We start from the raw sequence: 24990 nt of genomic DNA, 5'->3' as shown, positions 1-24990 counted from the left end.
GGATCAGTTAACCCAGACACGAGCATTACGGAACATACGCATCCAGGGTGCATCCTCGTTCCAGTCTTCCGAACGCCACGAGTTCTGCACCGCGCGGAACACACGCTCCGGGTGCGGCATCATGATCGTCACACGGCCATCACGGCTGGTGAGACCGGTAATCCCGCGCGGCGAACCGTTCGGGTTGGCCGGATAACGCTCAGTGACCTTGCCATGGTTGTCGACGAAACGCATCGCCACGCAACCGGACAGATCGGCTTCCAGCAGGGCTTCTTCGCTGGAGAACTCGGCGTGACCTTCACCGTGAGCGATGGCGATCGGCATACGCGAACCGGCCATGCCTTGCAGGAAGATCGAGTTCGACTCCTGAACCTGAACCATCGCCACGCGCGCTTCGAACTGCTCGGAACGGTTACGCACGAAGTGCGGCCAGAATTCGCTGCCCGGAATCAGCTCGTGCAGGTTGGACATCATCTGGCAACCGTTGCACACGCCGAGGGTGAAGCTGTCGTTACGTTCGAAGAAGCCCTGGAACGCATCGCGGGCGCGGCTGTTGAACAGTGCCGACTTGGCCCAGCCTTCACCGGCGCCGAGAACGTCGCCGTAGGAGAAACCACCGCAGGCCACCAGACCTTTGAACTCGTTCAGGTCGACACGGCCGGCCAGAATATCGCTCATGTGCACGTCGATCGCGTTGAAACCGGCGCGGTCGAACGCGGCGGCCATTTCCACCTGACCGTTGACGCCCTGCTCACGCAGCACGGCAACCTGAGGGCGGATGCCTTTCTTGATGTAAGGCGCGGCGATGTCCTGGTTGACGTCGTAGCTGAGCTTGACGCTCAGGCCCGGGTTGTCTTCTTCCAGCAGCACGTCGAACTCTTGCTCGGCGCAGTCGGCGTTGTCACGCAGACGCTGGATCTGGTAGCTGGTCTCGGCCCACTGACGTTGCAGCAGACGACGCTGACCTTCGAACACGGTGTCACCGTTGAAGGTGATGTTGATCTGGCCATTGTTGATCGGCTGACCGATCACCGATACGCAGTCGCCCAGACCGGCCGCGCTGAATTGCGCGAGGATATCTGGCGTGGCGTCCTGACGAACCTGGATCACGGCGCCCAGCTCTTCGTTGAACAGGATCGCGGCGATTTCCGCCGAAGACTCGGCAACGCTGTCGAGGTTCAGGCTCAGACCGCAGTGACCGGCGAAGGCCATTTCCACCACGGAGGTCAGCAGACCACCGTCGGAACGGTCGTGGTAAGCCAGCAGGTGACCGTCGGCGTTGAGGCCCTGGATCACGGCGAAGAAGGCTTTCAGGTCTTCGGCGTCATCGACGTCAGGCGCGTGTTTGCCGAGCTTGCCGTGAACCTGAGCAAGGATCGAAGCACCCATACGGTTCTGACCGCGACCGAGGTCGATCAGGATCAGGTCGGTGGTGCCCTTGTCCATGCGCAGTTCCGGGGTCAGGGTCTGACGGATGTCAGCCACTGGCGCGAAACCGGTCACGATCAGCGACATCGGCGAGGTCACGGTTTTTTCTTCGCCGTTATCGTTCCAGCGGGTGGCCATGGACATCGAGTCCTTGCCCACCGGAATGGTGATGCCCAGCTCAGGGCACAGTTCCATACCGACCGCTTTCACGGTGTCGTACAGACGCGCGTCTTCGCCCGGGTGGCCGGCCGCCGACATCCAGTTCGCCGACAGTTTGATGTCGGAGAGCTTGTTGATACGCGAAGCAGCGATGTTGGTCAGGGTTTCGCCGATGGCCATGCGGCCCGACGCCGGAGCGTCCAGCAGTGCCAGCGGAGTCCGCTCGCCCATCGCCATCGCTTCACCGGTGTAGACGTCGAAGCTGGTGGCGGTAACGGCAACGTCGGCCACCGGAACCTGCCATGGGCCAACCATTTGGTCACGGGCCACGAGGCCGGTGATGGTGCGGTCGCCGATGGTGATCAGGAAGCTTTTGCTCGCCACGGCCGGGTGATGCAGAACGCGTTCGATGGACTCGCTGATGTCGAGGTTCGACGGATCGAAGTCATCGCCCAACTCAGCTTCGCGAACCACCGAACGGTGCATGCGCGGGGCTTTGCCCAGCAACACTTCCAGTGGCATGTCCACCGGGTTGTTGCCGAAGTGGCTGTCGGTCACGGTCAGTTGCGGCTCGGCAGTCGCCTCGCCGACTACGGCAAACGGGCAACGCTCACGTTCGCAGATCGCCTGGAAGCGCTCGAAGTCTTCCGGACCTACCGCCAGAACGTAACGTTCCTGGGATTCGTTGGACCAGATTTCGTGCGGGGCCATGCCCGGCTCGTCGTTGGGAATGTTGCGCAGTTCGAAACGGCCACCGCGGTCGCCGTCGTTGACCAGTTCCGGGAAGGCGTTGGACAGACCGCCCGCGCCCACGTCGTGGATGAAGCTGATCGGGTTTTTGTCGCCCAGTTGCCAGCAACGGTCGATGACTTCCTGGCAGCGACGCTCCATTTCAGGGTTTTCACGCTGCACGGAAGCGAAGTCGAGATCCGCCGAACTGGTGCCGGTGGCCATCGAGGACGCAGCGCCGCCACCCAGACCGATGAGCATCGCCGGGCCGCCGAGGACGATCAGCTTGGAGCCAACCACGATCTCGCCTTTCTTGACGTGTTCTTCGCGGATGTTGCCCATGCCGCCAGCGAGCATGATCGGCTTGTGGTAACCACGAACTTCGTCACCGTGCGGGGTGGTGATCGATTGTTCGAAGGTACGGAAGTAACCGGTCAGGGCCGGACGGCCGAATTCGTTGTTGAACGCAGCGCCGCCGAGCGGGCCTTCGATCATGATGTCCAGCGCGGTAACAATGCGCTCAGGCTTGCCGTACGGAACTTCCCACGGCTGTTCGAAGCCCGGGATCTGCAGGTTCGACACGGTGAAACCGGTCAGGCCAGCCTTTGGCTTGGCGCCACGGCCGGTTGCACCTTCGTCGCGGATCTCGCCACCGGAACCGGTCGATGCGCCCGGGAACGGAGCAATTGCGGTCGGGTGGTTGTGGGTTTCAACCTTCATCAGGATGTGCACCGGCTCCTGCACCGCGCCGTACTGGCGGGTTTCAGGATTCGGGAAGAAACGGCCGGCAACGTTGCCGACGATCACCGAGGCGTTGTCCTTATAAGCCGACAGAACGCCTTCGCTGTGCATCACGTAGGTGTTCTTGATCATGCCGAACAGGCTTTTTTCCTGGTTCTCACCATCAATATCCCAACTGGCGTTGAAGATTTTGTGGCGGCAGTGCTCGGAGTTGGCCTGGGCGAACATCATCAGTTCGATGTCGTGCGGGTTGCGCTTCAAGCCATTGAAGGCGTCGACCAGATAGTCGATCTCGTCTTCGGCCAGAGCCAGGCCCAGCTCGGTATTGGCTTTTTCCAGCGCAGCGCGACCACCACCGAGGATGTCGATTGCAGTCAGCGGCTTCGGCTCGGCGTGGCTGAACAGACCGGCGGCCTGCTCGAGGTTGGCCAGGACGATCTGGGTCATGCGGTCATGCAGCACGTCGGCAATCTGCTGCGCTTCAGCTTCGCTGAACTGACCGGCGACGTAGAAGGCGATACCGCGCTCCAGACGCTGGATCTTGCTCAGGCCGCAGTTGCGGGCGATGTCGCTGGCCTTGCTCGACCATGGCGAGATGGTGCCGAAACGCGGCAACACCAGAAACAGACGGCCGGTCGGCTCTTGTACCGGAACACTTGGACCGTACTTCAGAAGGCGCGCAAGCACCTGCTGTTCGTCGCCGGTCAGGACGCCGGTGACTTCGGCGAAGTGAGCGAATTCAGCATACAGGCCACTGACAGCTGGAACCTTCTGGCTCAGTTGCTCAAGGAGTTTGCTGTGGCGAAAGGCAGAAAGGGCAGGAGCGCCGCGCAGGATCAACATCTTCGGGACAGCCTCGGGAAGGGGTGTGCTTTGAGGCCGTGCATTCTAGCCTAAACCGCCCTCAACATCACCCGAAACGCTACGCACGGTTGCACTCGGGTATCAATCTGTGTTTCCGACTTCAGAGTCAGGTAAATCAGCGATTCAGAGGCCGCTTATTTTTACTGTAACAAAATGCCGTCAAGCCCCGTTTCTGCGGGGTTTCGTGCAGTTTTGTGATCGCTAGCAGACTCGCCCTGCACTGTCGAGATATGGCGCCCGCAGCCGTTTGCGTATACTGCGCAGATGTTTTTCCCAACGGCTTTGCGTCCGCGGTACGCCAAATGGCTGATCGCAACCGGACTCTTCCTGATGCTCGGTGGCTGTGTTGATAAACCCAACACACTCGAGCGCGTAAAGGAGGATGGTGTGCTGCGGGTGATTACCCGTAACAGCCCCGCCACCTACTTTCAGGATCGCAGCGGTGAAACCGGCTTCGAATACGAGCTGGTGAAGCGTTTCGCCGACGATTTGGGCGTAGAGCTGAAGATCGAGACCGCCGACAACCTCGATGACTTGTTCGATCAGATCGGCAAGCCGAACGGCCCGGTGCTGGCCGCCGCCGGTCTGGTCAGCAGCGAACAGCGCAAGCAGCAGGTGCGGTTCTCGCACTCCTACCTTGAAGTCACCCCGCAGATCATCTATCGCAACGGCCAGTCGCGGCCGACCGATCCCGGCGATCTGGTCGGCAAGAAGATCATGGTGCTCAAGGGCAGCACCCACGCCGAGCAACTGGCGGAGCTGAAAAAGAAATTCCCCGGCATCGAGTATGAAGAGTCCGACGCGGTTGAAGTGGTCGACCTGCTGCGCATGGTCGATGAAGGCCAGATCGACCTGACCCTGGTCGATTCCAACGAAGTGGCGATGAATCAGGTGTACTTCACCAATATTCGTGTGGCCTTCGACCTCGGTGATGCGCGCAGCCAGAGCTGGGCGGTTGGCCCGGGCGAAGACAACAGTCTGCTCAACGAGATCAACGCGTATCTGGACAAGGTGCAGAAGAACGGCACCCTGCAACGCTTGAAGGATCGCTATTACGGTCACGTCGATGTCCTCGGCTACATGGGCGCCACGACCTTCGCCCAGCACTTGCAGCAGCGCCTGCCGAAATACGAACAGCACTTCAAGAATTACGCGAAGAAAGAGAAAGTCGACTGGCGCCTGCTCGCGGCCATCGGCTATCAGGAATCGCTGTGGCAACCGACTGTCACCTCGAAAACCGGCGTGCGCGGGCTGATGATGCTCACGCAGAACACCGCACAGGCCATGGGCGTGTCCAACCGCCTCGACCCGAAGCAGAGCATCATGGGCGGCGCCAAGTACCTGGCTTATATGAAGGATCAGCTCGACGATTCGATCAAGGAGCCGGACCGCACCTGGTTCGCCCTCGCGGCCTACAACGTCGGCAGTGGCCACCTGGATGACGCGCGCAAGCTGACGGCCAAGGAAGGGCTGAACCCGGACAAATGGCTGGATGTGAAGAAGATCCTGCCGCGCCTGTCGCAGAAACAGTGGTACAGCAAGACGCGTTATGGCTACGCCCGAGGCGGCGAGCCGGTGCACTTTGTGGCGAACATTCGTCGCTACTACGACATTTTGACCTGGGTGACGCAGCCGCAACTTGAGGGTGATCAAGTGGCTGAGGGCAATCTGCATGTGCCCGGTATCGACAAGTCAAAACCCGCTCAAGAACCTGCCCCGCTCTAATCAACACCCCAAATCAAATGTAGGAGTGAGCCTGCTCGCGATAGCGGTGGGTCAGTCAATTAATTTTGTCTGACACACCGATATCGCGAGCAGGCTCACTCCTACAAGGGTTTTGAGTTGAAGCTTAAGGCTTGGCAGCAGCCAGGATCAGCGCCTTCATTTCCGCTACCGCAGACTTGAAGCCCACGAACAACGCATGCGCCACCAGCGCATGGCCGATGTTCAGTTCGTTGATGCCTTTGATCGCCGCTACGGCTTCAACGTTGTGGTAGTGCAAGCCGTGACCCGCGTTAACGATCAGGCCTTGGGCCAGACCAAACGCCACGCCATCGGCGACACGCTTGAGCTCTTCTGCCACTTCGGTCGGGGTTTCGGCATCGGCGTAACGGCCGGTGTGCAGTTCGATGGCCGGCGCACCGACACGCTTCGACGCTGCGATCTGGCGCTCGTCGGCATCGATGAACAGCGACACTTCGCTGCCGATCTTCGACAGACGTTCAACCGCTGCCTTGATGCGCTCTTCCTGTCCCGCCACATCCAGGCCACCTTCAGTGGTCAGCTCCTGACGGGTTTCCGGGACGAGGCAAATGTGCGCCGGACGAATGCGTTCGGCAAACGCCATCATTTCTTCGGTGACGCCCATTTCGAAGTTCATGCGGGTTTGCAGCACATCCTTGAGCAGCAAGACATCGCGCTCCTGGATATGCCGACGGTCTTCACGCAGGTGCACGGTGATGCCATCGGCCCCCGCCTCTTCCGCGTCCAGCGCCGCCTTGACCGGATCCGGGTAGCGCGTGCCACGAGCCTGACGCAGGGTGGCGACGTGGTCGATGTTCACGCCAAGAAGAATGCGATTGCTGGTGGTCACGGATGCGCGCTCCTGAAGAAAAAGATTCGGCGCACAGCATACACGGTGAAGGGTCTGTTTACGTCTGGGCGCGGCGGCAACGGGATGCTGGCTGAGTGCAGGGCAAGGCGCGAGGAACGAAGTTTGGTTGCGCCAAATGAGTTCCGAGCAACGCGGCCCTGCGCGCAGCCAGCGCCCGTTGCGCCGCGTCCAGACGTAAACAGACCCTTAGGGCTTGCGAAACAGCTCGCGACTGACGAGAGGGCGACCGCCCAGGTGAACAGCCAGTGCCTGACGCATCAAGCGCTTGGCGGCGGAGAGCGCGCCGGGGGCGGTCCAGTCGGCTTCGGCCATGGCCAGTAATTCGACGCCGTTGAACAGGCCGGGTTGCAGCAGAAAGACCCGCTCAAGCCCGGCATCCACTTGCAGACGATAAAGACCATCCGGCGCAACAGGTTCGCCATGGACGTCGGTATTCAACGAAAAGCCGTAACCGAGATCGTCCAGCAGCCGCCATTCGAAGGAGCGCAGCAACGGCTCCAGTGGACGACCTTCGGCCAATGCCAGCAAGGTCGCGGCGTAGTGATCGAAGACGCCCGGGTGCGGGTCTTCGGCAGGCAGCAAGCGGATCAGCAACTCATTGAGATAGAGACCGCTGAACAGCGCTTCACCGTTGAGCCACGCCGAGGTGCCAGAGCTCTCCATGCGCCCGACGTTCTTCAGCTCGCCCTTGCCACGAAACTCGACTTCCAGCGCCACGAACGGCCGCGCCAATGTCCCGGCCTTGCCCCGCGCACTGCGCAACACCGCCCGCAGCCGACCTTGCGGCGTGAGGAAGTCCACCAACGCACTGGTTTCGCGGTAGGCGCGAGAATGCAGGACGTAGGCGGGTTGGGCGGGAGGCGGGTTTTGCGACATGGAGCTCTCATTGATAAAAACGCGGTTTTTTATTCACCCCAAACCAATGTGGGAGCGAGCTTGCTCGCGAATGCAGGGTGTCAGTCAACAAATATGTCGTCTGGCACTACGCCTTCGCGAGCAAGCTCGCTCCCACAGGTTTTTTCGGTGTTGCGACAACCGTGTACTTACAGGTCGCCGTAACCCAGCGAACGCAGCGCACGCTCGTCATCGGACCAGCCGCCCTTCACCTTGACCCACAGGTTGAGCATGATCTTGGAGTCGAACAGCAGCTCCATGTCCTTGCGCGCTTCGGTGCCGATGCGTTTGATACGCTCGCCCTTGTCGCCAATGATGATCTTCTTCTGGCCGTCACGCTCAACGAGGATCAAAGCATGAATGTGCAGGGTCTTGCCCTGCTGCTTGAACTCTTCGATTTCGACGGTGATCTGGTACGGCAGCTCGGCGCCCATCTGGCGCATGATTTTCTCGCGCACCAGTTCTGCGGCGAGGAAACGGCTACTGCGGTCGGTGATCTGGTCTTCCGGGAAGAAGTGATCGTTCTCCGGCAGATGATCAGCGATAACCCTTTCCAGCGCATCGAGGTTGTGCCCGTGCTGCGCGGAAATCGGAATGATCTGCGCGTTCGGCAACTGCTCCTGCAACCAGCTCAGGTGCGGCATCAGCTCGGCTTTGTCTTCGATGCGGTCGGTCTTGTTCAGCGCGACGATCAGCGGGCCGGTCACGTACTGCACGCGTTCCAGCACCATCTGGTCTTCATCGGTCCACTTGGTGCGGTCAACGACGAAGATCACCACGTCGACGTCTTTCAACGCTGCCGAAGCGGTTTTGTTCATGTAACGGTTCAGGGCCTTTTCGCCCCCCTTGTGCATACCAGGGGTATCGACGTAGATCGCCTGCACGTCACCTTCGGTTTTGATCCCGAGCATGTTGTGGCGAGTGGTCTGCGGCTTGCGCGAGGTGATCGCGAGCTTCTGGCCAAGGATGTGGTTCAGCAGCGTCGACTTACCGACGTTGGGACGGCCGACGATGGCAACATAGCCACAGCGAGTTGCGTTTGTATCAGTCATTGCCATTCTCCACGCCCAGGGCAATCAGTGCTGCGGCGGCCGCTACCTGTTCGGCAATACGACGGCTTACACCCTGACCTCGGCTTTTTTCATTCAGTAAGACAACTTCGCACTCGACGAAGAAGGTTCGGCAGTGCGGCTCGCCCTGGATATCCACCACTTCGTAGCGTGGCAGTTCACAACCTCGCGATTGCAGGTGTTCCTGCAGGCGGGTCTTCGGATCCTTGTTGGTATCGACCAGCGTCAGGCCTTCGAACTCGCCGGCCAGCCAGGCCAGCACGCGCTCGCGCGCCATGTCCATGCCGGCGTCAAGGTAGATCGCGCCGATCAAGGCTTCGAGGGCATCGGCCAGAATCGATTCGCGACGGAAACCGCCGCTTTTCAACTCACCGGAACCCAGTCGCAGGTAATCGCCAAGGTCGAAACCGCGAGCCAGTACGGCCAGCGTCTCACCTTTTACCAGGCGTGCGCGCAAACGCGACAACTGGCCTTCGCGGGCCAGCGGGAAGCGATCGAACAGTGCCTCGCCGGCGACAAAATTGAGGATGGCATCGCCGAGGAATTCCAGACGCTCGTTGTTGCGCCCGGCAAAACTTCGGTGCGTCAGGGCCAGCAGCATCAGCTCCTGATCCTTGAAGGTGTAACCGAGCTGGCGCTCGAGACGGCTTAGAGAAACGCTCACGGTTTACCCACGCTGAGTTCGTGGCTGAATTCCACTGCCATCGCCGGGATGCGGCGCAGGCCTGGGACAATTAACGCTGTGTTCAAAAATTAAATCCTGGCGATTGCGAAGCCGATTGTGCCGGCTCCAGAAATGCATTCGGCGCTGTGGTCAACAGCGCCGTGTGTAATTACTTGATCAGGCCAACCCGCGAAAAATTCGGCAGGTGACTGAGTTTTGATTCCGGCCAGCTCATCCAGACCGCGAAGGCCTTGCCGACGATATTCTGGTCTGGAACCATGCCCAGCAGATCTTTGGGAATGTTCGGATCATCCCAGTAGCGACTATCGTTCGAGTTGTCGCGGTTGTCGCCCATCATGAAGTAGTGCCCGGCCGGCACGGTCCAGGTATGGTCCGGCGTGGCGCGGTAACGGCTCATTTCCTTGCGGATCAGGTGTTCGGCAGCGCCGAGCTTTTCTTTGTAGAACTCGGCGCTGCCGAGCATGCCTGGCTCCGGGCCGACCAACTGTTCGGCCACCGACTCGCCGTTGATGAACAGACGCTTGTCAGCGGTGTAACGCACCGTATCGCCCGGCAAGCCGACTACACGCTTGATGTAATTGACGTTCGGATCACTTGGATAGCGGAACACCATCACATCACCGCGCTGCGGATCACCCACTTCGATGATTTTCTTGTCGATCACCGGCAGACGGATCCCGTAAGAAAACTTGTTCACCAGAATGAAGTCGCCGACGTCCAGGGTGGGTTTCATGGAGCCCGAAGGGATCTGAAACGGTTCCACGAGGAACGAGCGCAGCACCAGCACGATGAACAACACCGGAAAAAACGACTTGCCGTATTCGACCAGCAGCGGCTCTTTGTTCAGTTTTTCAACGACCACTACATCAGGCTGGCTGACACTGCCTTGATAGGAGGCAATGGCAGCACGCCGACGCGGCGCCAGGATCAACAGATCAAGCAACGCCAACAGGCCGCAGACGAACACGGCGATGACCAGCAACAGCGGGAAATTTAGTGACATAGGACCTAACTATCCAACCTGAGCACTGCGAGGAAGGCTTCTTGTGGAATTTCCACGTTGCCGACCTGCTTCATGCGTTTCTTACCGGCCTTTTGCTTCTCGAGCAGTTTCTTCTTACGGCTGACGTCACCGCCGTAGCATTTGGCCAATACGTTCTTTCTGAGCGCCTTGACGGTTGTCCGGGCAACGATCTGACCACCAATGGCGGCCTGAATGGCTACGTCGAACATCTGACGAGGAATCAGTTCTTTCATCTTCTCGGTCAACTGGCGACCTTTGTAGTGCGAGTTGTCACGGTGCACGATCAACGCCAGGGCATCGACCTTGTCGCCGTTGATCAGCACGTCCAGTTTCACCAGATTAGCCGATTGGTAACGATCGAAATGGTAATCCAGCGAAGCATAGCCGCGGCTGGTGGATTTGAGACGGTCGAAGAAGTCCAGGACCACTTCGTTCATCGGCAGGTCGTAGGTGACCTGCACCTGATTGCCGAGGAACAGCATGTCGACTTGAACGCCACGCTTCTCGATGCACAGGGTGATGACGTTGCCCAAGTGTTCTTGCGGCACCAGAATGTTGGCCCGCACGATCGGCTCGCGCATGTCTTCGATCGACGACACATCCGGTAGCTTGGATGGGTTGTCGACGTAAATCGTTTCACCGGTTTTCAGCACCAGCTCGAAAATTACCGTTGGCGCAGTGGTGATCAGGTCCAGGTCGTACTCGCGCTCGAGGCGCTCCTGGATGATCTCCATGTGCAACATGCCAAGGAAGCCGCAACGGAAGCCGAAGCCCAGTGCGTCGGAGCTTTCCGGGGTGTACTGCAACGACGAGTCGTTGAGGGTCAGCTTCTGCAGCGCTTCGCGGAAGTCCTCGAAGTCGTCGGAACTGACCGGGAACAGACCGGCGTAAACCTGTGGCTGGATGCGTTTGAAGCCGGGCAGCACTTCAACGTCCGGGGTCGAGGCCAGGGTCAGGGTGTCACCGACCGGTGCACCGTGAATGTCCTTGATGCTGGCGATGATGAAGCCCACTTCGCCGGCTTTCAAATCAGTGGTGGCGGTGTGTTTCGGGTTGAACACGCCCACGCTGTCGACCAGATGGATCTTGCCGGTGGACTTGACGAGGATCTTGTCGCCCTTCTTCACGCGGCCATGACGTACACGTACCAGAGAAACAACGCCCAGGTAGTTGTCGAACCACGAGTCGATGATCAACGCTTGCAGCGGATCTTCAATGTTGCCGGTCGGCGCAGGAATGGTATGCACCAGGCGCTCGAGTACTTCGTCGACACCCAGACCGGTTTTGGCGCTGCAGGTGACGGCGTCGGTGGCATCAATGCCGATGATTTTCTCGATTTCGTCTTTTACGCGATCAGGATCAGCCTGCGGCAGGTCGATCTTGTTCAGCACCGGCATGACTTCAAGGCCCTGCTCGATCGCGGTGTAGCAGTTGGCCACGGACTGGGCTTCAACGCCTTGACCGGCATCGACCACCAACAGTGCACCTTCACACGCTGCCAGGGAACGGCTGACTTCGTAGGTGAAGTCGACGTGGCCCGGGGTGTCGATGAAGTTCAGCTGGTACTTGATGCCGTCTTTGGCGGTGTAATACAGGGTGACGCTGTGGGCCTTGATGGTGATCCCGCGTTCACGTTCCAAGTCCATGGAGTCCAGCACCTGGGCTTCCATTTCACGCTCGGCCAGGCCGCCGCACATCTGGATGAAGCGATCGGCCAGCGTCGACTTGCCATGGTCAATGTGGGCGATGATGGAGAAATTGCGGATATGACTCAAATCACTCACGGATCAACACTCAAAAAGGCTGCAGGCATGGCCCGCCGAAAAATAGCCGGGAATTGTACCTGATACACGGCGCAAGCGTCACGTTCGCCTGTCACCCGGATTGCATGCAAAAACGCCCCGATCTGTCGACCGAGGCGTTTTCGAGGTTTAAAACACAGGTCAATCGCCTGTCATCAACCGGCTCTTCGCAGCAGCCAGACACCCGCCAGCGCACAGACCCCGGCCGGCACCAGCACCGCAAACAGCGGCGAGAAACCGAACACCAGGCTCGACGGGCCGAGCAAATCCTGGACGATACGGAAGGTGAAGCCCACCAGCACGCCGGTAAACACCCGCTGACCGAGGGTTACCGAGCGCAGCGGACCGAAAATGAAGGAGATCGCCATCAGCACCAGTGCTGCGGTCACCAGCGGCTGCAACACCTTGACCCAAAATGCCAGCCAGTAGCGGCCGTTGCTCAGGCCCTGCTCGGACAGATAGTGGATGTAGCCCCACAAACCACTGATCGACAGCGATTCCGGCGCCATGACCACGGTGCTGAGCAATTGCGGGCTCAACGCCACGTCCCATTGCTCGCTCGGGGTATTGACGACTTCGGTGCTGCGCTCATGGAACAGCGTGGTGGCAACGTCGGTGAGCTGCCACTTGTTGCCGTCGAACTCGGCCTTCTTGGCGAAACTCGAACTCAGCAGGTGACGCTCTTTGTCGAAGTGATAACGGGTCACGCCATACAGCAGGCCGTTGGGTTGCACGGCGTTGATGTGGATGAATTCTTCACCCTGACGGTGCCACATACCGTGCTTGGCACTTTGCGCGTCGCCGCTGCCCTGCGCCAGCGAGCGATTGGCCTGGGCCATGCTCTCGGTCGCCGGCGCGACGTATTCGCCGATCAGCACGCCAGCCAGCATCAGCACCAGCATGGGCTTCATTACAGCCCACACGATACGGCCGATGGACACGCCAGCGGCGCGCATGACGGTCAGCTCACTGCTACTGGCCAGACTGCCGAGACCGATCAGGCAACCGATCAACGCCGCCATCGGCAGCATTTCGTAGAGACGGCGTGGCGCGGTCAGCAACACAAAGCTCAGAACATCGACGAGGGTGTAGGTGTCGCTGACGTCGCCCATCTCATCGATGAAGGCGAACAAGGTTGCCAGACCGAGAATGATTGCCAGCACGGCAATGATCGCCATGAACACGCTGCTGCCGATGTAGCGGTCGAGTTTAACCACGGGCCACCTCCAGCGCTGCAGCGCGACGGCTGGCCATCTTCAGACGCAGCGGCTCCCAATAGAGCAAACCGAGACCGATGAACAGGAAGATCGCATGCACCCACCACAGGCCCAGGGCTGGCGGAATCTTGCCTTTTTCAAGGGCGCCGCGGGCGGCAATCAGAATGGTCAGGTAAGCCATATAAAGAAGAATCGCCGGCAGCAGCTTGAGGAAACGCCCTTGGCGCGGATTGACTCGCGACAGCGGCACCGCCATCAGGGTCACGATAAACACCAGTAGCGGCAGGGACACACGCCATTGCAGTTCGGTTTTGGAGCGGATGTCATCGCTGCCCAGCAGAGACGAGGTCGGCATGGCGTCACGGTCGGTGACTTCTTCGCTGACGTCTGGCTTGGGCAGCAGCACACCGTAGGTTTCGTAGTGAATGGCGCGGTAATCGGCCTGACCCGGGCTGCCGTCGTAGCGGTAGCCGTTATCGAGGATCAGATAGCGGTTGCCGTCGGGGCGCACTTCCTGGCGACCGCTTTCGGCCACCAGCACGGAAATCCCGCGATCCTTTTGATCGGCACCGAGGTTTTTCTGCGAAATGAATACGCTGCCCAGATTGACGCGATCGTCGCTCAGGGTCTCGGTATAGGTGACCCGAGTGCCATCACGCAGGGCCTGAAAGCGACCCGGCTCGAGGGTGTCGAATTCGGTCAGGGCGTCTTGCTTGTTCAGCAGCAACTGGAATTGATTGGCGCCTTGCGGGGCCAGGCCCAGGCTCAGCCATGCCACCACCAGTGCCACCAGCGTCGCCGGGAACAGGGTCATGCGAAACAGCTTCTGCTGGCTCATGCCGGTGGCCGAAAGCACCGTCATCTCGCTTTCCAGGTACAGGCGACCGTACGCCAGCAGGATCCCGAGGAACAGGCCCAGCGGCAGAATCAGTTGCAGGAACCCCGGCAGACGAAAGCCCATGATCAGGAACAGCGAGCCCGGATCGAGCTGGCCGGCAGCGGCCTGAGCGAGGTATTTGATGAAACGACCGCTCATGATGATGACCAGCAGCACGGCACTCACGGCGCTGAGGGTCAACAGGACTTCGCGGGACAGATAACGGAAGACGATCAAACCAGACACTCCAGGGTTGTCAGGCTAAGGCGGCCAAACAAGCAAACACATCGACCGGCCCGCAACGCAGAGCCGTCGAAAAAAGATGCGGCATTATCCTGTGATTGAGGGCGCCTGTCACTGCGCACACTCATCCATGCCTGTAATCCTTTGCAGATCGTACAACCTAGGGGGCTTTCTCAATTAGTTTTCACACCGCGCCGGGTCTGCTGTTGTGCTGGGCAAGGCGCGAGAAGCGTGGTTTGGTCATTCCAAATAAGCTTCGAGCAACGCAGCCCTGCACAACAGCAGGCCCGGCCCTTCGGGTTGTGCCTTAAAGCCGGCCAGTCTGCGTTGCAGGCCTTGGAAAGGGAACAACCATTCCCAGCGGCCTGCGCCTTGCCTGGCTGGCTTTAAGGCGACAACGCGGTGTGAAAACTAATTGAGAACGCCCCCTAGGGTTGTCAGGCGCGGGGAGCGGGGTTCAAACTGCGGCCCTTGTCGCAGGCTTTGGCCTGCGCCTCTTCTCTCTATAAGCAGGCGACTGCGGACACCGTCGAACGCCTGCGTGTTGACCATTCATTCAGGGATCCGGACATGGAACTGGTTGTAAAAAGCGTTAGCCCAGAAACGTTGAAAACCGCCACCCTGGTGGTTGCCGTCGGCGAAGGCCGCAAACTCGGTGTCGCCGCCAAACAGGTCGACGAACTGAGCGGTGGCGCGATCAGCGCCGTCCTCAAGCGTGGCGATCTGGCTGGTAAAGTCGGTCAAAGCCTGCTGCTGCACAGCCTGCCGAACCTGAAAGCCGAGCGCGTGTTGCTGGTCGGCGTGGGCAAGGATGAGGAACTGGGCGACCGTCCATTCCGTAAAATCGTTGCCGGCATCCTCAACACCCTGAAAGGTCTGGGCGGCAGCGACGCCGTGTTGGCACTGGATGAAATCATTGTCAAAAACCGCGACAGCTACGGCAAAACCCGTCTGCTGGCGGAAACCCTGGTGGACGGCGAATACACCTTCGACCAGTTCAAGAGCCAGAAAGCCGAACCGCGCGCCCTGAAAAAAATCACCCTGCTGACCATCAAGGCTGCTCAGGCCGAAGTGCAGCGCGCGGTGAATCACGCTACTGCGATCGCCAACGGCATGGCCTTCACCCGCGACCTGGGCAACCTGCCGCCGAACATCTGCCACCCGACCTTCCTTGGTGAACAAGCGAAGAACCTCGGCAAAGAGTTCAAGGATCTGAAAGTCGAAGTCCTCGACGAGAAGAAGATCAAAGCCCTGGGCATGGGCTCGTTCTACGCCGTCGGCCAGGGCAGCGCCCAGCCGCCGCGCCTGATCGTCATGCAATACAACGGCGGCAAGAAATCCGAGAAGCCGTACGCACTGGTCGGTAAAGGCATCACCTTCGACACCGGCGGCATCAGCCTGAAACCGGGTGCCGGCATGGACGAAATGAAGTACGACATGGGCGGCGCAGCCTCCGTGTTCGGTACCCTGCGTGCCGTGCTTGAGCTGAAACTGCCAATCAACCTGGTGTGCATCCTCGCCTGCGCGGAAAACATGCCGAGCGGCAATGCCTCGCGTCCGGGCGACATCGTCACCACCATGAGCGGCCAGACCGTAGAAATCCTCAACACCGACGCCGAAGGCCGTCTGGTGCTGTGCGATGCGCTGACCTACTCCGAGCGTTTCAAGCCGCAAGCGGTGATCGACATCGCCACCCTGACCGGCGCTTGCGTCGTGGCACTGGGCGCACACACCTCGGGCCTGCTGGGCAACAACGACGAACTGATCAGCCAACTGTTGAGCGCTGGCCAGACTGCCGACGACCGCGCCTGGCAATTGCCGCTGTTCGACGAATACCAGGAGCAACTGGACAGCCCGTTCGCCGACATCGCCAACATTGGCGGGCCGAAAGCCGGCACCATCACTGCTGCGTGCTTCCTGTCGCGCTTCACCAAGAACCTCAACTGGGCGCACCTGGACATCGCCGGCACCGCATGGACCAGCGGCGGCAAGGACAAAGGCGCAACCGGTCGTCCGGTGCCTCTGTTGACCCAGTACCTGCTGGATCGCGCCAAAGCCTGAACCCGCGACGGGCGGCGTTACCTTCGGGTGACGCCGCTTGCTGCTCTGGAACCGCAATGACCAAAGTCGACTTCTATATCCTGCCCAGCGCCGACCCTTCGGCGCGCCTGGACTTTGCCTGCAAGCTCACCGAGAAAGCCTGGCGCATGGGCCATCGCATCTACCTGCATTGCAGCGATGCCGCTCAGCGCGACGATCTCGATGCGCGCTTGTGGGCATTCAAGGGCGAAACCTTCGTGCCGCATGGCCCGGCTGACAGCGAACCGGACGGTTTGATTGTGTTGGGATTGGGTGATGACTGCGGTCAGCACCAGGATTTGCTGGTCAACCTCGACCTGAAAGTCCCGGCCTTCGCCAGCAAATTCGCCCGTGTGGCGGAAGTGGTGGTGGAAGATCCGACAATTCGGGCGGCCGCGCGGGAGAGTTTCCGTTTCTACCGCGAACAGGGCTATCCTCTGCAAGACCACCGTTTACAGCGACTCTGAGCATTCCAATGGACACTCCGAAACCGCAACAAAAGTCCGCGCACCTGTTGGATGATCTTGAATCGATCCGCCAGTTGCTCGGCGATGACAACCTGCAACCACCGCTGCTGACCGACACGGTCGACGATGGCGAACAGGAACAGATTCCGATGTTGTTTGACTCTGTCGGCGCCGAACCGGCCGCAGTCGCAGTCGAACCGCAACCCGCTCCAACTCCGGCGCCGGCCGCGCAACCTGCGCCCCACGCGAATAAAGGCCCGGACGCCCTGCTCCACCTGGACAGCGAACTGCGCGCCGCCGCGCAATTGATCATGCAAGACGTGATCGACGACTTCGCGCCGCACATCGAAACCGAAATCAAGCGCCGCCTCGACGCACGCATGGAACGACTGCTCAGCCAATACGAATAACCCCCCAACCCCTGTGGGAGCCAGCCTGCTGGCGATAGCAGCACCTCGGTTTTCCTGAAAAACCGCAGCGCCTGCATCGCGAGCAGGCTCACTCCTACATTTAGATCCCCTCAGGGCCCGCCCCGCTCGCCCTCGGCCCCATGCCCCGCTATACTCGTCGGCTTTTCCTGAATTAATGCCAATAGGGTCCCGCCGCGCATGGATAAGACCTACCAGCCGCACGCCATTGAAACTTCCTGGTACAACACCTGGGAGTCCGAGAACTACTTCGCCCCGCAAGGCGCGGGCGACTCCTACACCATCATGATCCCACCGCCGAACGTCACCGGCAGCCTGCACATGGGTCACGGTTTCAACAACGCGATCATGGACGCCCTGATCCGTTTCCGCCGCATGCAGGGTCGCAATACCCTGTGGCAGCCGGGCACCGACCACGCTGGCATCGCTACGCAAATGCTGGTGGAGCGTCAACTGGAAGCCACCGGCCAGAATCGTCACGATCTGGGCCGCGAGAAATTCCTCGAGAAGGTCTGGGAATGGAAGGATCAGTCCGGCGGCAACATCAGCCGTCAGATCCGCCGTCTCGGCTCGTCCGTCGACTGGAGCCGCGAGCGCTTCACCATGGACGACGGCCTCTCGGAAGCGGTCAAAGAAGCGTTCGTGCGTCTGCACGAAGACGGCCTGATCTACCGCGGCAAGCGTCTGGTCAACTGGGACACCAAACTGCACACAGCAATTTCCGACCTCGAAGTGGAAAACCACGACGAGAAAGGTTTCCTGTGGAACCTGAAGTACCCGCTGGCCGACGGCGCGAAAACCGCTGAAGGCAACGACTTCCTGATCGTCGCGACCACCCGTCCGGAAACCATGCTCGGCGACTCCGCCGTCGCGGTGAATCCGAACGATGAGCGCTACCAGGCCCTGATCGGCAAGTTTGTCGAGCTGCCACTGGTTGGCCGCCGCATCCCGATCATCGCCGACGATTACTGCGATCCTGAATTCGGCACAGGCTGCGTGAAAATCACCCCGGCCCACGATTTCAACGACTACGAAGTCGGCAAGCGCCACAACCTGCCGCTGCTGAACATCTTCGACAAGAACGCCAACGTGCTGCCAGCCGCCCAGGTGTTCAACCTCGACGGTACGCTGAACGACAGCATCGATGGCGCGATTCCGGCTGAATACGCCGGCCTTGAGCGTTTCGAAGCGCGCAAGCAAATCGTAGCTGCGTTCGATGCCGCCGGCCTGCTGGTCAGCGTCAACGACCACGGCCTGAAAGTGCCGAAAGGCGACCGCTCCGGCACCATCATCGAGCCGTGGCTGACCGACCAGTGGTACGTGTCGACCAAACCGCTGGCAGAGCCTGCGATTGCTGCCGTTGAAGATGGCCGCATCCAGTTCGTGCCGAAGCAGTACGAAAACATGTACTTCTCGTGGATGCGCGACATCCAGGACTGGTGCATCAGCCGTCAGCTGTGGTGGGGCCACCGGATTCCGGCCTGGTACGACGAGTCGGGCAAGGTCTACGTTGGTCGCGACGAAGCCGAAGTGCGTGCCAAGCACAACCTCGGCCCGGACGTGGCGCTGCAACAGGACAACGACGTCCTCGACACCTGGTTCAGTTCTGGCCTGTGGACCTTCTCCACCCTGGGCTGGCCTGAGCAGACCGAATTCCTGAAGAAATTCCACTCCACCGACGTGCTGGTGACGGGCTTCGACATCATTTTCTTCTGGGTTGCCCGGATGATCATGCTGACCATGCACCTGATCAAGAACGAGGACGGCACTCCGCAGGTGCCGTTCAAGACCGTTTATGTGCACGGTCTGGTGCGCGATGGCCAGGGCCAGAAGATGTCCAAGTCCAAGGGCAACGTTCTGGACCCGCTGGACATCATCGACGGTATCGAGCTGGAAGAACTGGTGCAGAAGCGCACCTCCGGCCTGATGCAGCCGAAACTGGCGAAGAAGATCGAGAAGCAGACCCGCGACGAATTCGCCGATGGCATCGCCAGCTACGGCACCGACGCCCTGCGCTTCACCTTCTGCTCGCTGGCCTCGACCGGTCGCGACATCAAGTTCGACATGGGCCGCGTCGAAGGCTATCGCAACTTCTGCAACAAGATCTGGAACGCCGCGCGTTATGTTCTGGACAAGGGCGAAGACTGCGGCCAGAACGGCGAAGCCTACGAGCTGTCGCTGGCAGATCGCTGGATCATCTCGCAACTGCAACGCACTGAAGCCGAAGTGACCCGTCAGCTGGATCAATTCCGTTTCGACCTGGCAGCACAAGCGCTGTACGAGTTCATCTGGAACCAGTACTGCGACTGGTACCTGGAGCTGTCCAAGCCTGTGCTGTGGGACGAGAACGCACCGGTTGAACGTCAGCGCGGCACTCGCCGTACGCTGGTTCGCGTACTGGAAGTGGCGTTGCGTCTGGCGCATCCGTTCATGCCGTTCATCACTGAAGAAATCTGGCAGCGCATCGCGCCGCTGGCCGGCATTCAGGGCAAAACGATCATGCTGCAAGCGTGGCCAGTGGCCAACGAAGAGCGCATCGATCCGGCTGCCGAAGACGACATCGAATGGCTCAAGGAACTGATGCTCGGCACGCGTAACATCCGTGGCGAAATGAACATCGGCCCGGGCAAGCCACTGCCGATCTACCTGAAGAACGTCAGCGCTGAAGACCAGCGCCGTCTGACCGAGAACGAAGCGCTGCTGAAGAAACTGGCGCGGCTGGAGTCGATCACTGTTCTGCAGGCCGGCGAAGAAGCACCGCTGTCCGCCACCGCTCTGGTTGGCGAGATGGAAGTGCTGGTGCCGATGGCCGGCCTGATCGACAAGGGCGCTGAACTGGCGCGTCTGGACAAGGAAATCCTGCGCTTGCAGGGCGAAGTCCAGCGCGTTGGCGGCAAACTGTCCAACGCCGGTTTCGTCGACAAGGCCCCGGCCGAAGTCATCGAGAAGGAACGCGCCAAACTGGCCGAGGCTGAACAAGCCTTGGGCAAACTGGCCGAGCAGCACGCGCGGATTGCCAGTCTGTAACTGGTAAATCGCATTAAAAAGGCGCGCCACCCGATCGGGTGACGCGCCTTTTTTATTGCCTACTTTCCTTCATCCACTGCCAATCCCTGTGGGAGCGAGCTTGCTCGCGAAGAGGCCGTGTCAGGCGAAAGTGATGTTGACTGAGAGGACGCTTTCGCGAGCAAGCTCGCTCCCACAGAGATCGGTGGTGTTGCTGATATTGAGTTCGCAGCGGCTGGATGTGGGACAATACCCGCCACTTTCAGCCATACCCGAATCGACCACGCCCATGAACGCCCCCCGCACACCCAAACCTGCGCGCAAGAAGCCTGATTCCGCGACCCCGGCCAAGACCGTCGAGCCGCGTGAAAAGGCCAGCCTGCACCCGCGCAATCGCCATCAGGGTCGTTACGACTTCCCGGCGCTGATCAAGACCACGCCGGAACTGGCGAAGTTTGTGATCACCAACCCGTACGGCAAGGAAAGCATCGACTTCGCCAGCCCCGATGCGGTGCGCGTGTTCAACCGGGCGCTGCTCAAGTCGTTCTATGGCATCCAGCATTGGGACATCCCGGCAGACTACCTCTGCCCGCCAGTTCCGGGCCGTGCCGATTACGTGCACTTCCTCGCCGATTTGCTGGCGAGCATGAACGACGGCAAGGTCCCGCGCGGCGCGATCGTCAACGTGCTGGACATCGGCATGGGCGCCAACTGCGTGTATCCGCTGATCGGCAACAGCGAATACCGCTGGCACTTCCTTGGCTCGGAGATTGATCCGACCGCAGTGGCTGCCGCCAGAGCCATCGTTCAGTCCAACGACCTGAACAAAGTCATCCAGTTGCGCCAGCAGGAAAACCGCAAGCACATCCTGATTGGCTTGCTGGAGCCGGGCGAGCGCTTTGACCTGACCATGTGCAACCCGCCGTTCCACGCCTCAATGGACGAAGCGACCAAGGGCAGCGAGCGCAAATGGCGCGCATTGGGCAAGGCTGACCCGAAACGCAAACTGCCGGTGCTGAACTTCGGCGGTCAGTCGGCGGAGTTGTGGTGTGAAGGTGGCGAGGCGCGTTTCGTGACGCAACTGATCGCCGAGAGCGCCAACTTCCAGCATAAAGTGTTGTGGTTCAGCACGCTGGTGTCGAAAGCTTCTAACTTGCCGGCCATCGAAACCGCACTGAAAAAAGCCGGCGTGCTGGAAAGCCAGGTCGTCGAGATGTCTCAGGGCCAGAAGCAGAGCCGCTTTGTGGCCTGGACCTTCCAGACCAAGTCCGAGCAGCAGATCTGGCGCCGCGAGCGCTGGGTTCGCTAAACACCGCATCACCGGACACAAATCAATTGTGGGAGCGAGCTTGCTCGCGAATGGGGAGCATCAGTCAATTCAACTCTGACTGACACACTGCCTTCGCGAGCAAGCTCGCTCCCACATGGGATCTAAGTGCTTGCCAAATCGCAGGCACAAAAAAACCGTGCCCGGATCACTCCGGTGCACGGTTTTTTATTGCTGCGTCTTACTTGTTCACAGCGTCGGTCAGGCCTTTGGCCACAACCAGCTTGATCACTTTCTTAGCAGGGATTTCGATGGCAGCGCCAGTCGAAGGGTTACGGCCAGTGCGGGCAGGACGCTCGGTCACTTTCAGCTTGCCGATACCTGGCAAGGTGATTTCGCCGCCGTTTTCCAGCTGATCGGCAACGATTTGGCCCAGTTGGTCCAGAGCGTTACGCGCGGTGGTTTTCGGCGCGTCGATAGCTTCAGCGATGTCGGCGATCAGTTGGTCTTTAGTAAGAGCCATGTAGTGTTCCTTCCCTATCAAATTCATATGGATTGCAGAGTGCAGTGTCAGCCATCGAGCCCGATCTTCTGGATCTGGCACCCTCGGCGATAACCACGACGAGTCGGGTTATAGATACCGAAATCAGGGTTTGGTTCGACCTGACAAATGCTGATTGCACGCTTAACGCAGTGACTTCGCGTAAGACCGGGCAAAACTAGCACAGAGACGGGGAAATATCCGCCTCTAGCTACCCATTTGGTCAGCTTTATTGCGCTAAATCGGTAAAAAACTGCATATGCGTCAGTGCGCGCCCCGGTTTTGCCCTACAACCCGCGCCAAAACCAGTGGTTGCGGTACACTGGGCGCTTTTTCGGGGGAGCCTGCCCTCCTCCCTTCCTACAGCCGAGAAGCCCATGCCGATCCGTCATTGCATCGTCCACCTGATCGACAAAAAACCCGACGGCACGCCCGCAGTTCTGCACGCCCGTGACACGGAACTGGCCGAGTCTGCAGCCATCGAGAACATGCTCGCCGACCTCAACGAGAGCTATAACGCCAAACAGGGCAAAGCCTGGGGCCTGTTCCATCCGGAGTCCGGCGCGTTCCCGTTCAGCGGCTGGCTGAAGGAATACATGGAAGGCAGCAAGGACTTCACCGCGTTCAGCAAAGTCGCGGTCGAGCACCTGCAGAAGCTGATGGAAGAGTCGAACCTGTCGGTCGGCGGTCACGTGTTGTTCGCCCACTATCAGCAAGGCATGACCGATTACCTGGCCATCGCCCTGCTCCACCACAGCGAAGGCGTGGCGGTGACCGATGAGCTGGACGTGACCCCTTCGCGCCACCTCGACCTCGGCCAGTTACACCTGGCGGCGCGGATCAACGTTTCCGAGTGGCAGAACAACAAGCAGTCCAAGCAATACATCTCGTTCATCAAAGGCAAGAACGGCAAAAAGGTCTCCGAGTACTTCCGCGACTTCATCGGTTGCCAGGAAGGCGTCGACGGCCCGGGCGAGACCCGCACGCTGCTCAAGGCGTTCAGCGACTTCGTCGAAAGCGAAGACCTGCCGGAAGACTCCGCCCGCGAGAAGACCAAGACCCTGGTCGATTACGCCAGCAGCCAAGCCAAACTCGGCGAACCGATGGGCCTGGAAGAACTCTCGGAGCTGATCGACGAAGAGCGTCCGAAAGCCTTCTATGATCACATTCGCAACAAGGACTACGGCCTGTCGCCGGAGATCCCGGCGGACAAACGCACCCTGAACCAATTCCGCCGCTTCACCGGCCGCGCCGAAGGCCTGTCGATCAGCTTTGAAGCACACCTGCTGGGTTCGAAGATCGAATACGACGAAGAGGCTGGCACCCTGGTGATCAAGGGCCTGCCAACCTCGCTCACCGATCAGTTGAAGCGCCGCAACTGATGCTCGGCAATGTGCTGAAGAAGGTTGCACTGGTTCTGCTGGTGGTGGTCGTCTATCAGAACTGGGGCAAGATCGAGCGGCTGTTCAACCCGTCGCAGATGGTCTCGGAGCAGACACGGGCGCAGGCCAATGTCGTGCTCTACGCCACTGACTGGTGCGGCTACTGCAAGCAGACCAAACGCTTTCTCGACAGCAAAGGGATTGCGTTCAAGGAGTTCGATATCGAGAAGGATGCCGAGGCGCGCAAGGCGTATGAGGCATTGGGTGGACGCGGGATTCCGTTGATCGACGTTAACGGTACGTTGATTCGCGGTTTTGACCCGGACGAAATCCTCGCCGCCCTGAAATAACCTGTAGGAGTGAGCCTGCTCGCGATTGCGGTGTCAGTCGATAAATCCGCCATTGACACACCGCTATCGCGAGCAGGCTCACTCCTACAAAGTTTTGCATCAGACTTGAGAGATCAGCGGGCTTCGATGCGGAAGCCGAATCGCGGGAAGTGCACATGCACCACGCCGCCACGCTCGTCTTCGCGACGAATGATCAGCTCTTCACTGCCGGCAAACAGCAACTCACCCACCACCGGATCAACCCCGTAATCCGTCGCCGAGACTGCCACCTGCTGGCCAGCCTTGAAGCCGTTCGGATCAACAAACTGCTCATCCGGCAATGCCGCCGGTGTCGCGTTGCGTGCAACCTCAAGCGCCTCTTCCGACGTCATCGCACTGGCTGCGCCATGGCCAAAGCCCAGCACTCGACTCAGCCACGCCGAAACCGCCGGATACTCATCCACCAGCGGCGCCGTCACATGCGTCGCCTTGAGGAACCACAGCGGATGCGCCAATGCGAAGTCAGCAATCGACGGTTCGCCGAACAGAAAGTCGCCTTGCTCGCGCTGCAACTGCTGCTCCAGACGCGCCATGATCGTCGGCCACTGATGCTTGGCTTGTTCGGCAGACAAACGCGTGGCGCTGCCACCACTGAACAAACCGGCGCGGTCGGCAATAAACGCTTTGATCGCTTCCGGCGGCAACTTGGCAAAACGCACGGCCACAGATTCCGGCTGGAACACCAGACTCACCGCATGCTGGAACACTACCGAGTCAGCCCAAGTGGCGAAACTGGCGGTGGTGAACTCCTGACCCTCGGGGAAGAACGCTGGCAAAGCCTTCTCTTGCTCGAGACGACGAGCGATCAACGACGTGTCGCAATAGATGTCAGCGCCAATCTGCAACACCGGAGTCTTGCGATAGCCGCCGGTCAGGGCGGTCAGATCCGGTTTCGGCATCACCGGCGAGATATGCACCGAGCGCCACGACAAGCCTTTGAAGCCCAGCAACAGGCGGGCCTTCTCGGCAAATGGGGAGGTCGGGTAATGATGCAGAATCAACTCGGACATGCTCGGCTCCGCCGCTCAGATAGTGAGCCCGCAGCTTAGCGTGCATTTGCTTAGCAGCCTACAGATCTGCCTGA

Annotated in this window: 19 protein-coding genes; 8 read left to right on the top strand and 11 right to left on the bottom strand. The window is 59.9% G+C overall.

Annotated elements, in window-relative coordinates:
• Window positions 1-3 precede the first annotated feature (3 nt).
• On the bottom strand, window positions 4-3900 hold the full coding sequence (gene purL / locus AB4N74_RS29285) for a phosphoribosylformylglycinamidine synthase (protein WP_320335738.1): 3897 nt from the start codon (window positions 3898-3900) through the stop codon (window positions 4-6).
• Window positions 3901-4185: 285 nt separating this feature from the next.
• Between purL and mltF the strand changes: the two genes are divergently transcribed.
• Window positions 4186-5646 (top strand): membrane-bound lytic murein transglycosylase MltF, encoded by a 1461-nt coding sequence (gene mltF, locus AB4N74_RS29280; RefSeq protein WP_093436891.1) that lies wholly within the window; start codon window positions 4186-4188, stop codon window positions 5644-5646.
• Window positions 5647-5770: 124 nt separating this feature from the next.
• On the opposite strand, the gene pdxJ is transcribed toward mltF, so the two are convergent.
• From pdxJ to lptF, 8 genes are all read right to left on the bottom strand, one after another.
• On the bottom strand, window positions 5771-6514 hold the full coding sequence (gene pdxJ / locus AB4N74_RS29275; RefSeq protein ID WP_093436895.1) for a pyridoxine 5'-phosphate synthase: 744 nt from the start codon (window positions 6512-6514) through the stop codon (window positions 5771-5773).
• Window positions 6515-6721: 207 nt separating this feature from the next.
• The gene (gene recO, locus AB4N74_RS29270) at window positions 6722-7411 is read right to left on the bottom strand and encodes a DNA repair protein RecO (protein ID WP_093436899.1); all 690 of its coding nucleotides are present in this window, start codon (window positions 7409-7411) and stop codon (window positions 6722-6724) included.
• A gap of 167 nt (window positions 7412-7578) precedes the next feature.
• Window positions 7579-8481: a GTPase Era gene (gene era, locus AB4N74_RS29265; RefSeq protein WP_008056597.1), complete on the bottom strand. Its 903-nt coding sequence runs from the start codon at window positions 8479-8481 to the stop codon at window positions 7579-7581.
• Window positions 8474-9163, bottom strand: coding sequence for a ribonuclease III (gene rnc / locus AB4N74_RS29260; protein WP_093436904.1), 690 nt, complete (start codon window positions 9161-9163; stop codon window positions 8474-8476). The genes era and rnc overlap by 8 nt, the downstream gene beginning before the upstream one ends.
• A gap of 169 nt (window positions 9164-9332) precedes the next feature.
• Complete coding sequence (lepB, locus tag AB4N74_RS29255; RefSeq protein WP_093436909.1) at window positions 9333-10187, bottom strand: signal peptidase I; 855 nt, start codon at window positions 10185-10187, stop codon at window positions 9333-9335.
• 5 nt (window positions 10188-10192) lie between these two features.
• Window positions 10193-11992 (bottom strand): translation elongation factor 4, encoded by a 1800-nt coding sequence (lepA, locus tag AB4N74_RS29250; protein ID WP_008083639.1) that lies wholly within the window; start codon window positions 11990-11992, stop codon window positions 10193-10195.
• 173 nt (window positions 11993-12165) lie between these two features.
• Complete coding sequence (gene lptG, locus AB4N74_RS29245) at window positions 12166-13227, bottom strand: LPS export ABC transporter permease LptG (RefSeq protein WP_093436914.1); 1062 nt, start codon at window positions 13225-13227, stop codon at window positions 12166-12168.
• Entirely contained in the window at window positions 13220-14341 is a 1122-nt protein-coding gene (gene lptF, locus AB4N74_RS29240; RefSeq protein ID WP_093436918.1) for an LPS export ABC transporter permease LptF, read from the bottom strand. Before lptF ends, lptG begins: the two co-directional genes overlap by 8 nt.
• A 576-nt stretch (window positions 14342-14917) precedes the next feature.
• On the opposite strand from lptF, the gene AB4N74_RS29235 reads away from it, so the two are divergent.
• The 5 genes from AB4N74_RS29235 to rlmF all read left to right on the top strand — a co-directional run bounded on the left by AB4N74_RS29235 (window position 14918) and on the right by rlmF (window position 21636).
• Complete coding sequence (locus AB4N74_RS29235) at window positions 14918-16408, top strand: leucyl aminopeptidase (RefSeq protein ID WP_257357055.1); 1491 nt, start codon at window positions 14918-14920, stop codon at window positions 16406-16408.
• Window positions 16409-16464: 56 nt separating this feature from the next.
• Window positions 16465-16893, top strand: coding sequence for a DNA polymerase III subunit chi (locus tag AB4N74_RS29230; RefSeq protein ID WP_007909049.1), 429 nt, complete (start codon window positions 16465-16467; stop codon window positions 16891-16893).
• 8 nt (window positions 16894-16901) lie between these two features.
• Window positions 16902-17303 (top strand): DNA polymerase III subunit chi, encoded by a 402-nt coding sequence (locus AB4N74_RS29225; RefSeq protein ID WP_099758071.1) that lies wholly within the window; start codon window positions 16902-16904, stop codon window positions 17301-17303.
• 198 nt (window positions 17304-17501) lie between these two features.
• Window positions 17502-20348, top strand: coding sequence for a valine--tRNA ligase (locus AB4N74_RS29220; protein WP_460097942.1), 2847 nt, complete (start codon window positions 17502-17504; stop codon window positions 20346-20348).
• Between the two features lie 268 nt (window positions 20349-20616).
• Complete coding sequence (gene rlmF / locus AB4N74_RS29215; protein WP_095119373.1) at window positions 20617-21636, top strand: 23S rRNA (adenine(1618)-N(6))-methyltransferase RlmF; 1020 nt, start codon at window positions 20617-20619, stop codon at window positions 21634-21636.
• 199 nt (window positions 21637-21835) lie between these two features.
• Here the strand turns inward: rlmF and AB4N74_RS29210 are convergent, their stop codons facing one another.
• Window positions 21836-22117: an HU family DNA-binding protein gene (locus AB4N74_RS29210; RefSeq protein WP_003221909.1), complete on the bottom strand. Its 282-nt coding sequence runs from the start codon at window positions 22115-22117 to the stop codon at window positions 21836-21838.
• 395 nt (window positions 22118-22512) lie between these two features.
• On the opposite strand from AB4N74_RS29210, the gene yejK reads away from it, so the two are divergent.
• Window positions 22513-23517: a nucleoid-associated protein YejK gene (yejK, locus tag AB4N74_RS29205; RefSeq protein WP_095050956.1), complete on the top strand. Its 1005-nt coding sequence runs from the start codon at window positions 22513-22515 to the stop codon at window positions 23515-23517.
• Window positions 23517-23867, top strand: a complete 351-nt coding sequence (locus AB4N74_RS29200; protein WP_093436950.1) for a glutaredoxin family protein — start codon at window positions 23517-23519, stop codon at window positions 23865-23867. Before yejK ends, AB4N74_RS29200 begins: the two co-directional genes overlap by 1 nt.
• Window positions 23868-23980: 113 nt before the next feature.
• Here the strand turns inward: AB4N74_RS29200 and AB4N74_RS29195 are convergent, their stop codons facing one another.
• A complete protein-coding gene (locus AB4N74_RS29195) occupies window positions 23981-24916 on the bottom strand; it encodes a glutathione S-transferase family protein (RefSeq protein ID WP_099758067.1) in 936 nt (311 codons plus the stop codon).
• Window positions 24917-24990 lie beyond the last annotated feature (74 nt).

Source organism: Pseudomonas sp. H3_C08, assembly GCF_054669455.1.
Note: the sequence above shows the minus strand (reverse complement) of the source record. Positions and strands in the feature narration are given on the sequence as shown.

Excerpts from the sequence above, each read along its gene's own strand:
- AB4N74_RS29235 (WP_257357055.1), top strand. The coding sequence starts at position 14,918 with ATGGAACTGGTTGTAAAAAGCGTTAGCCCAGAAACGTTGAAAACCGCC.
- mltF (WP_093436891.1), top strand. The coding sequence starts at position 4,186 with ATGTTTTTCCCAACGGCTTTGCGTCCGCGGTACGCCAAATGGCTGATC.
- era (WP_008056597.1), bottom strand. The coding sequence starts at position 8,481 with ATGACTGATACAAACGCAACTCGCTGTGGCTATGTTGCCATCGTCGGC.
- recO (WP_093436899.1), bottom strand. The coding sequence starts at position 7,411 with ATGTCGCAAAACCCGCCTCCCGCCCAACCCGCCTACGTCCTGCATTCT.
- AB4N74_RS29210 (WP_003221909.1), bottom strand. The coding sequence starts at position 22,117 with ATGGCTCTTACTAAAGACCAACTGATCGCCGACATCGCTGAAGCTATC.
- AB4N74_RS29230 (WP_007909049.1), top strand. The coding sequence starts at position 16,465 with ATGACCAAAGTCGACTTCTATATCCTGCCCAGCGCCGACCCTTCGGCG.
- AB4N74_RS29225 (WP_099758071.1), top strand. The coding sequence starts at position 16,902 with ATGGACACTCCGAAACCGCAACAAAAGTCCGCGCACCTGTTGGATGAT.
- AB4N74_RS29200 (WP_093436950.1), top strand. The coding sequence starts at position 23,517 with ATGCTCGGCAATGTGCTGAAGAAGGTTGCACTGGTTCTGCTGGTGGTG.
- yejK (WP_095050956.1), top strand. The coding sequence starts at position 22,513 with ATGCCGATCCGTCATTGCATCGTCCACCTGATCGACAAAAAACCCGAC.
- AB4N74_RS29195 (WP_099758067.1), bottom strand. The coding sequence starts at position 24,916 with ATGTCCGAGTTGATTCTGCATCATTACCCGACCTCCCCATTTGCCGAG.
- AB4N74_RS29220 (WP_460097942.1), top strand. The coding sequence starts at position 17,502 with ATGGATAAGACCTACCAGCCGCACGCCATTGAAACTTCCTGGTACAAC.
- purL (WP_320335738.1), bottom strand. The coding sequence starts at position 3,900 with ATGTTGATCCTGCGCGGCGCTCCTGCCCTTTCTGCCTTTCGCCACAGC.
- lepB (WP_093436909.1), bottom strand. The coding sequence starts at position 10,187 with ATGTCACTAAATTTCCCGCTGTTGCTGGTCATCGCCGTGTTCGTCTGC.
- rlmF (WP_095119373.1), top strand. The coding sequence starts at position 20,617 with ATGAACGCCCCCCGCACACCCAAACCTGCGCGCAAGAAGCCTGATTCC.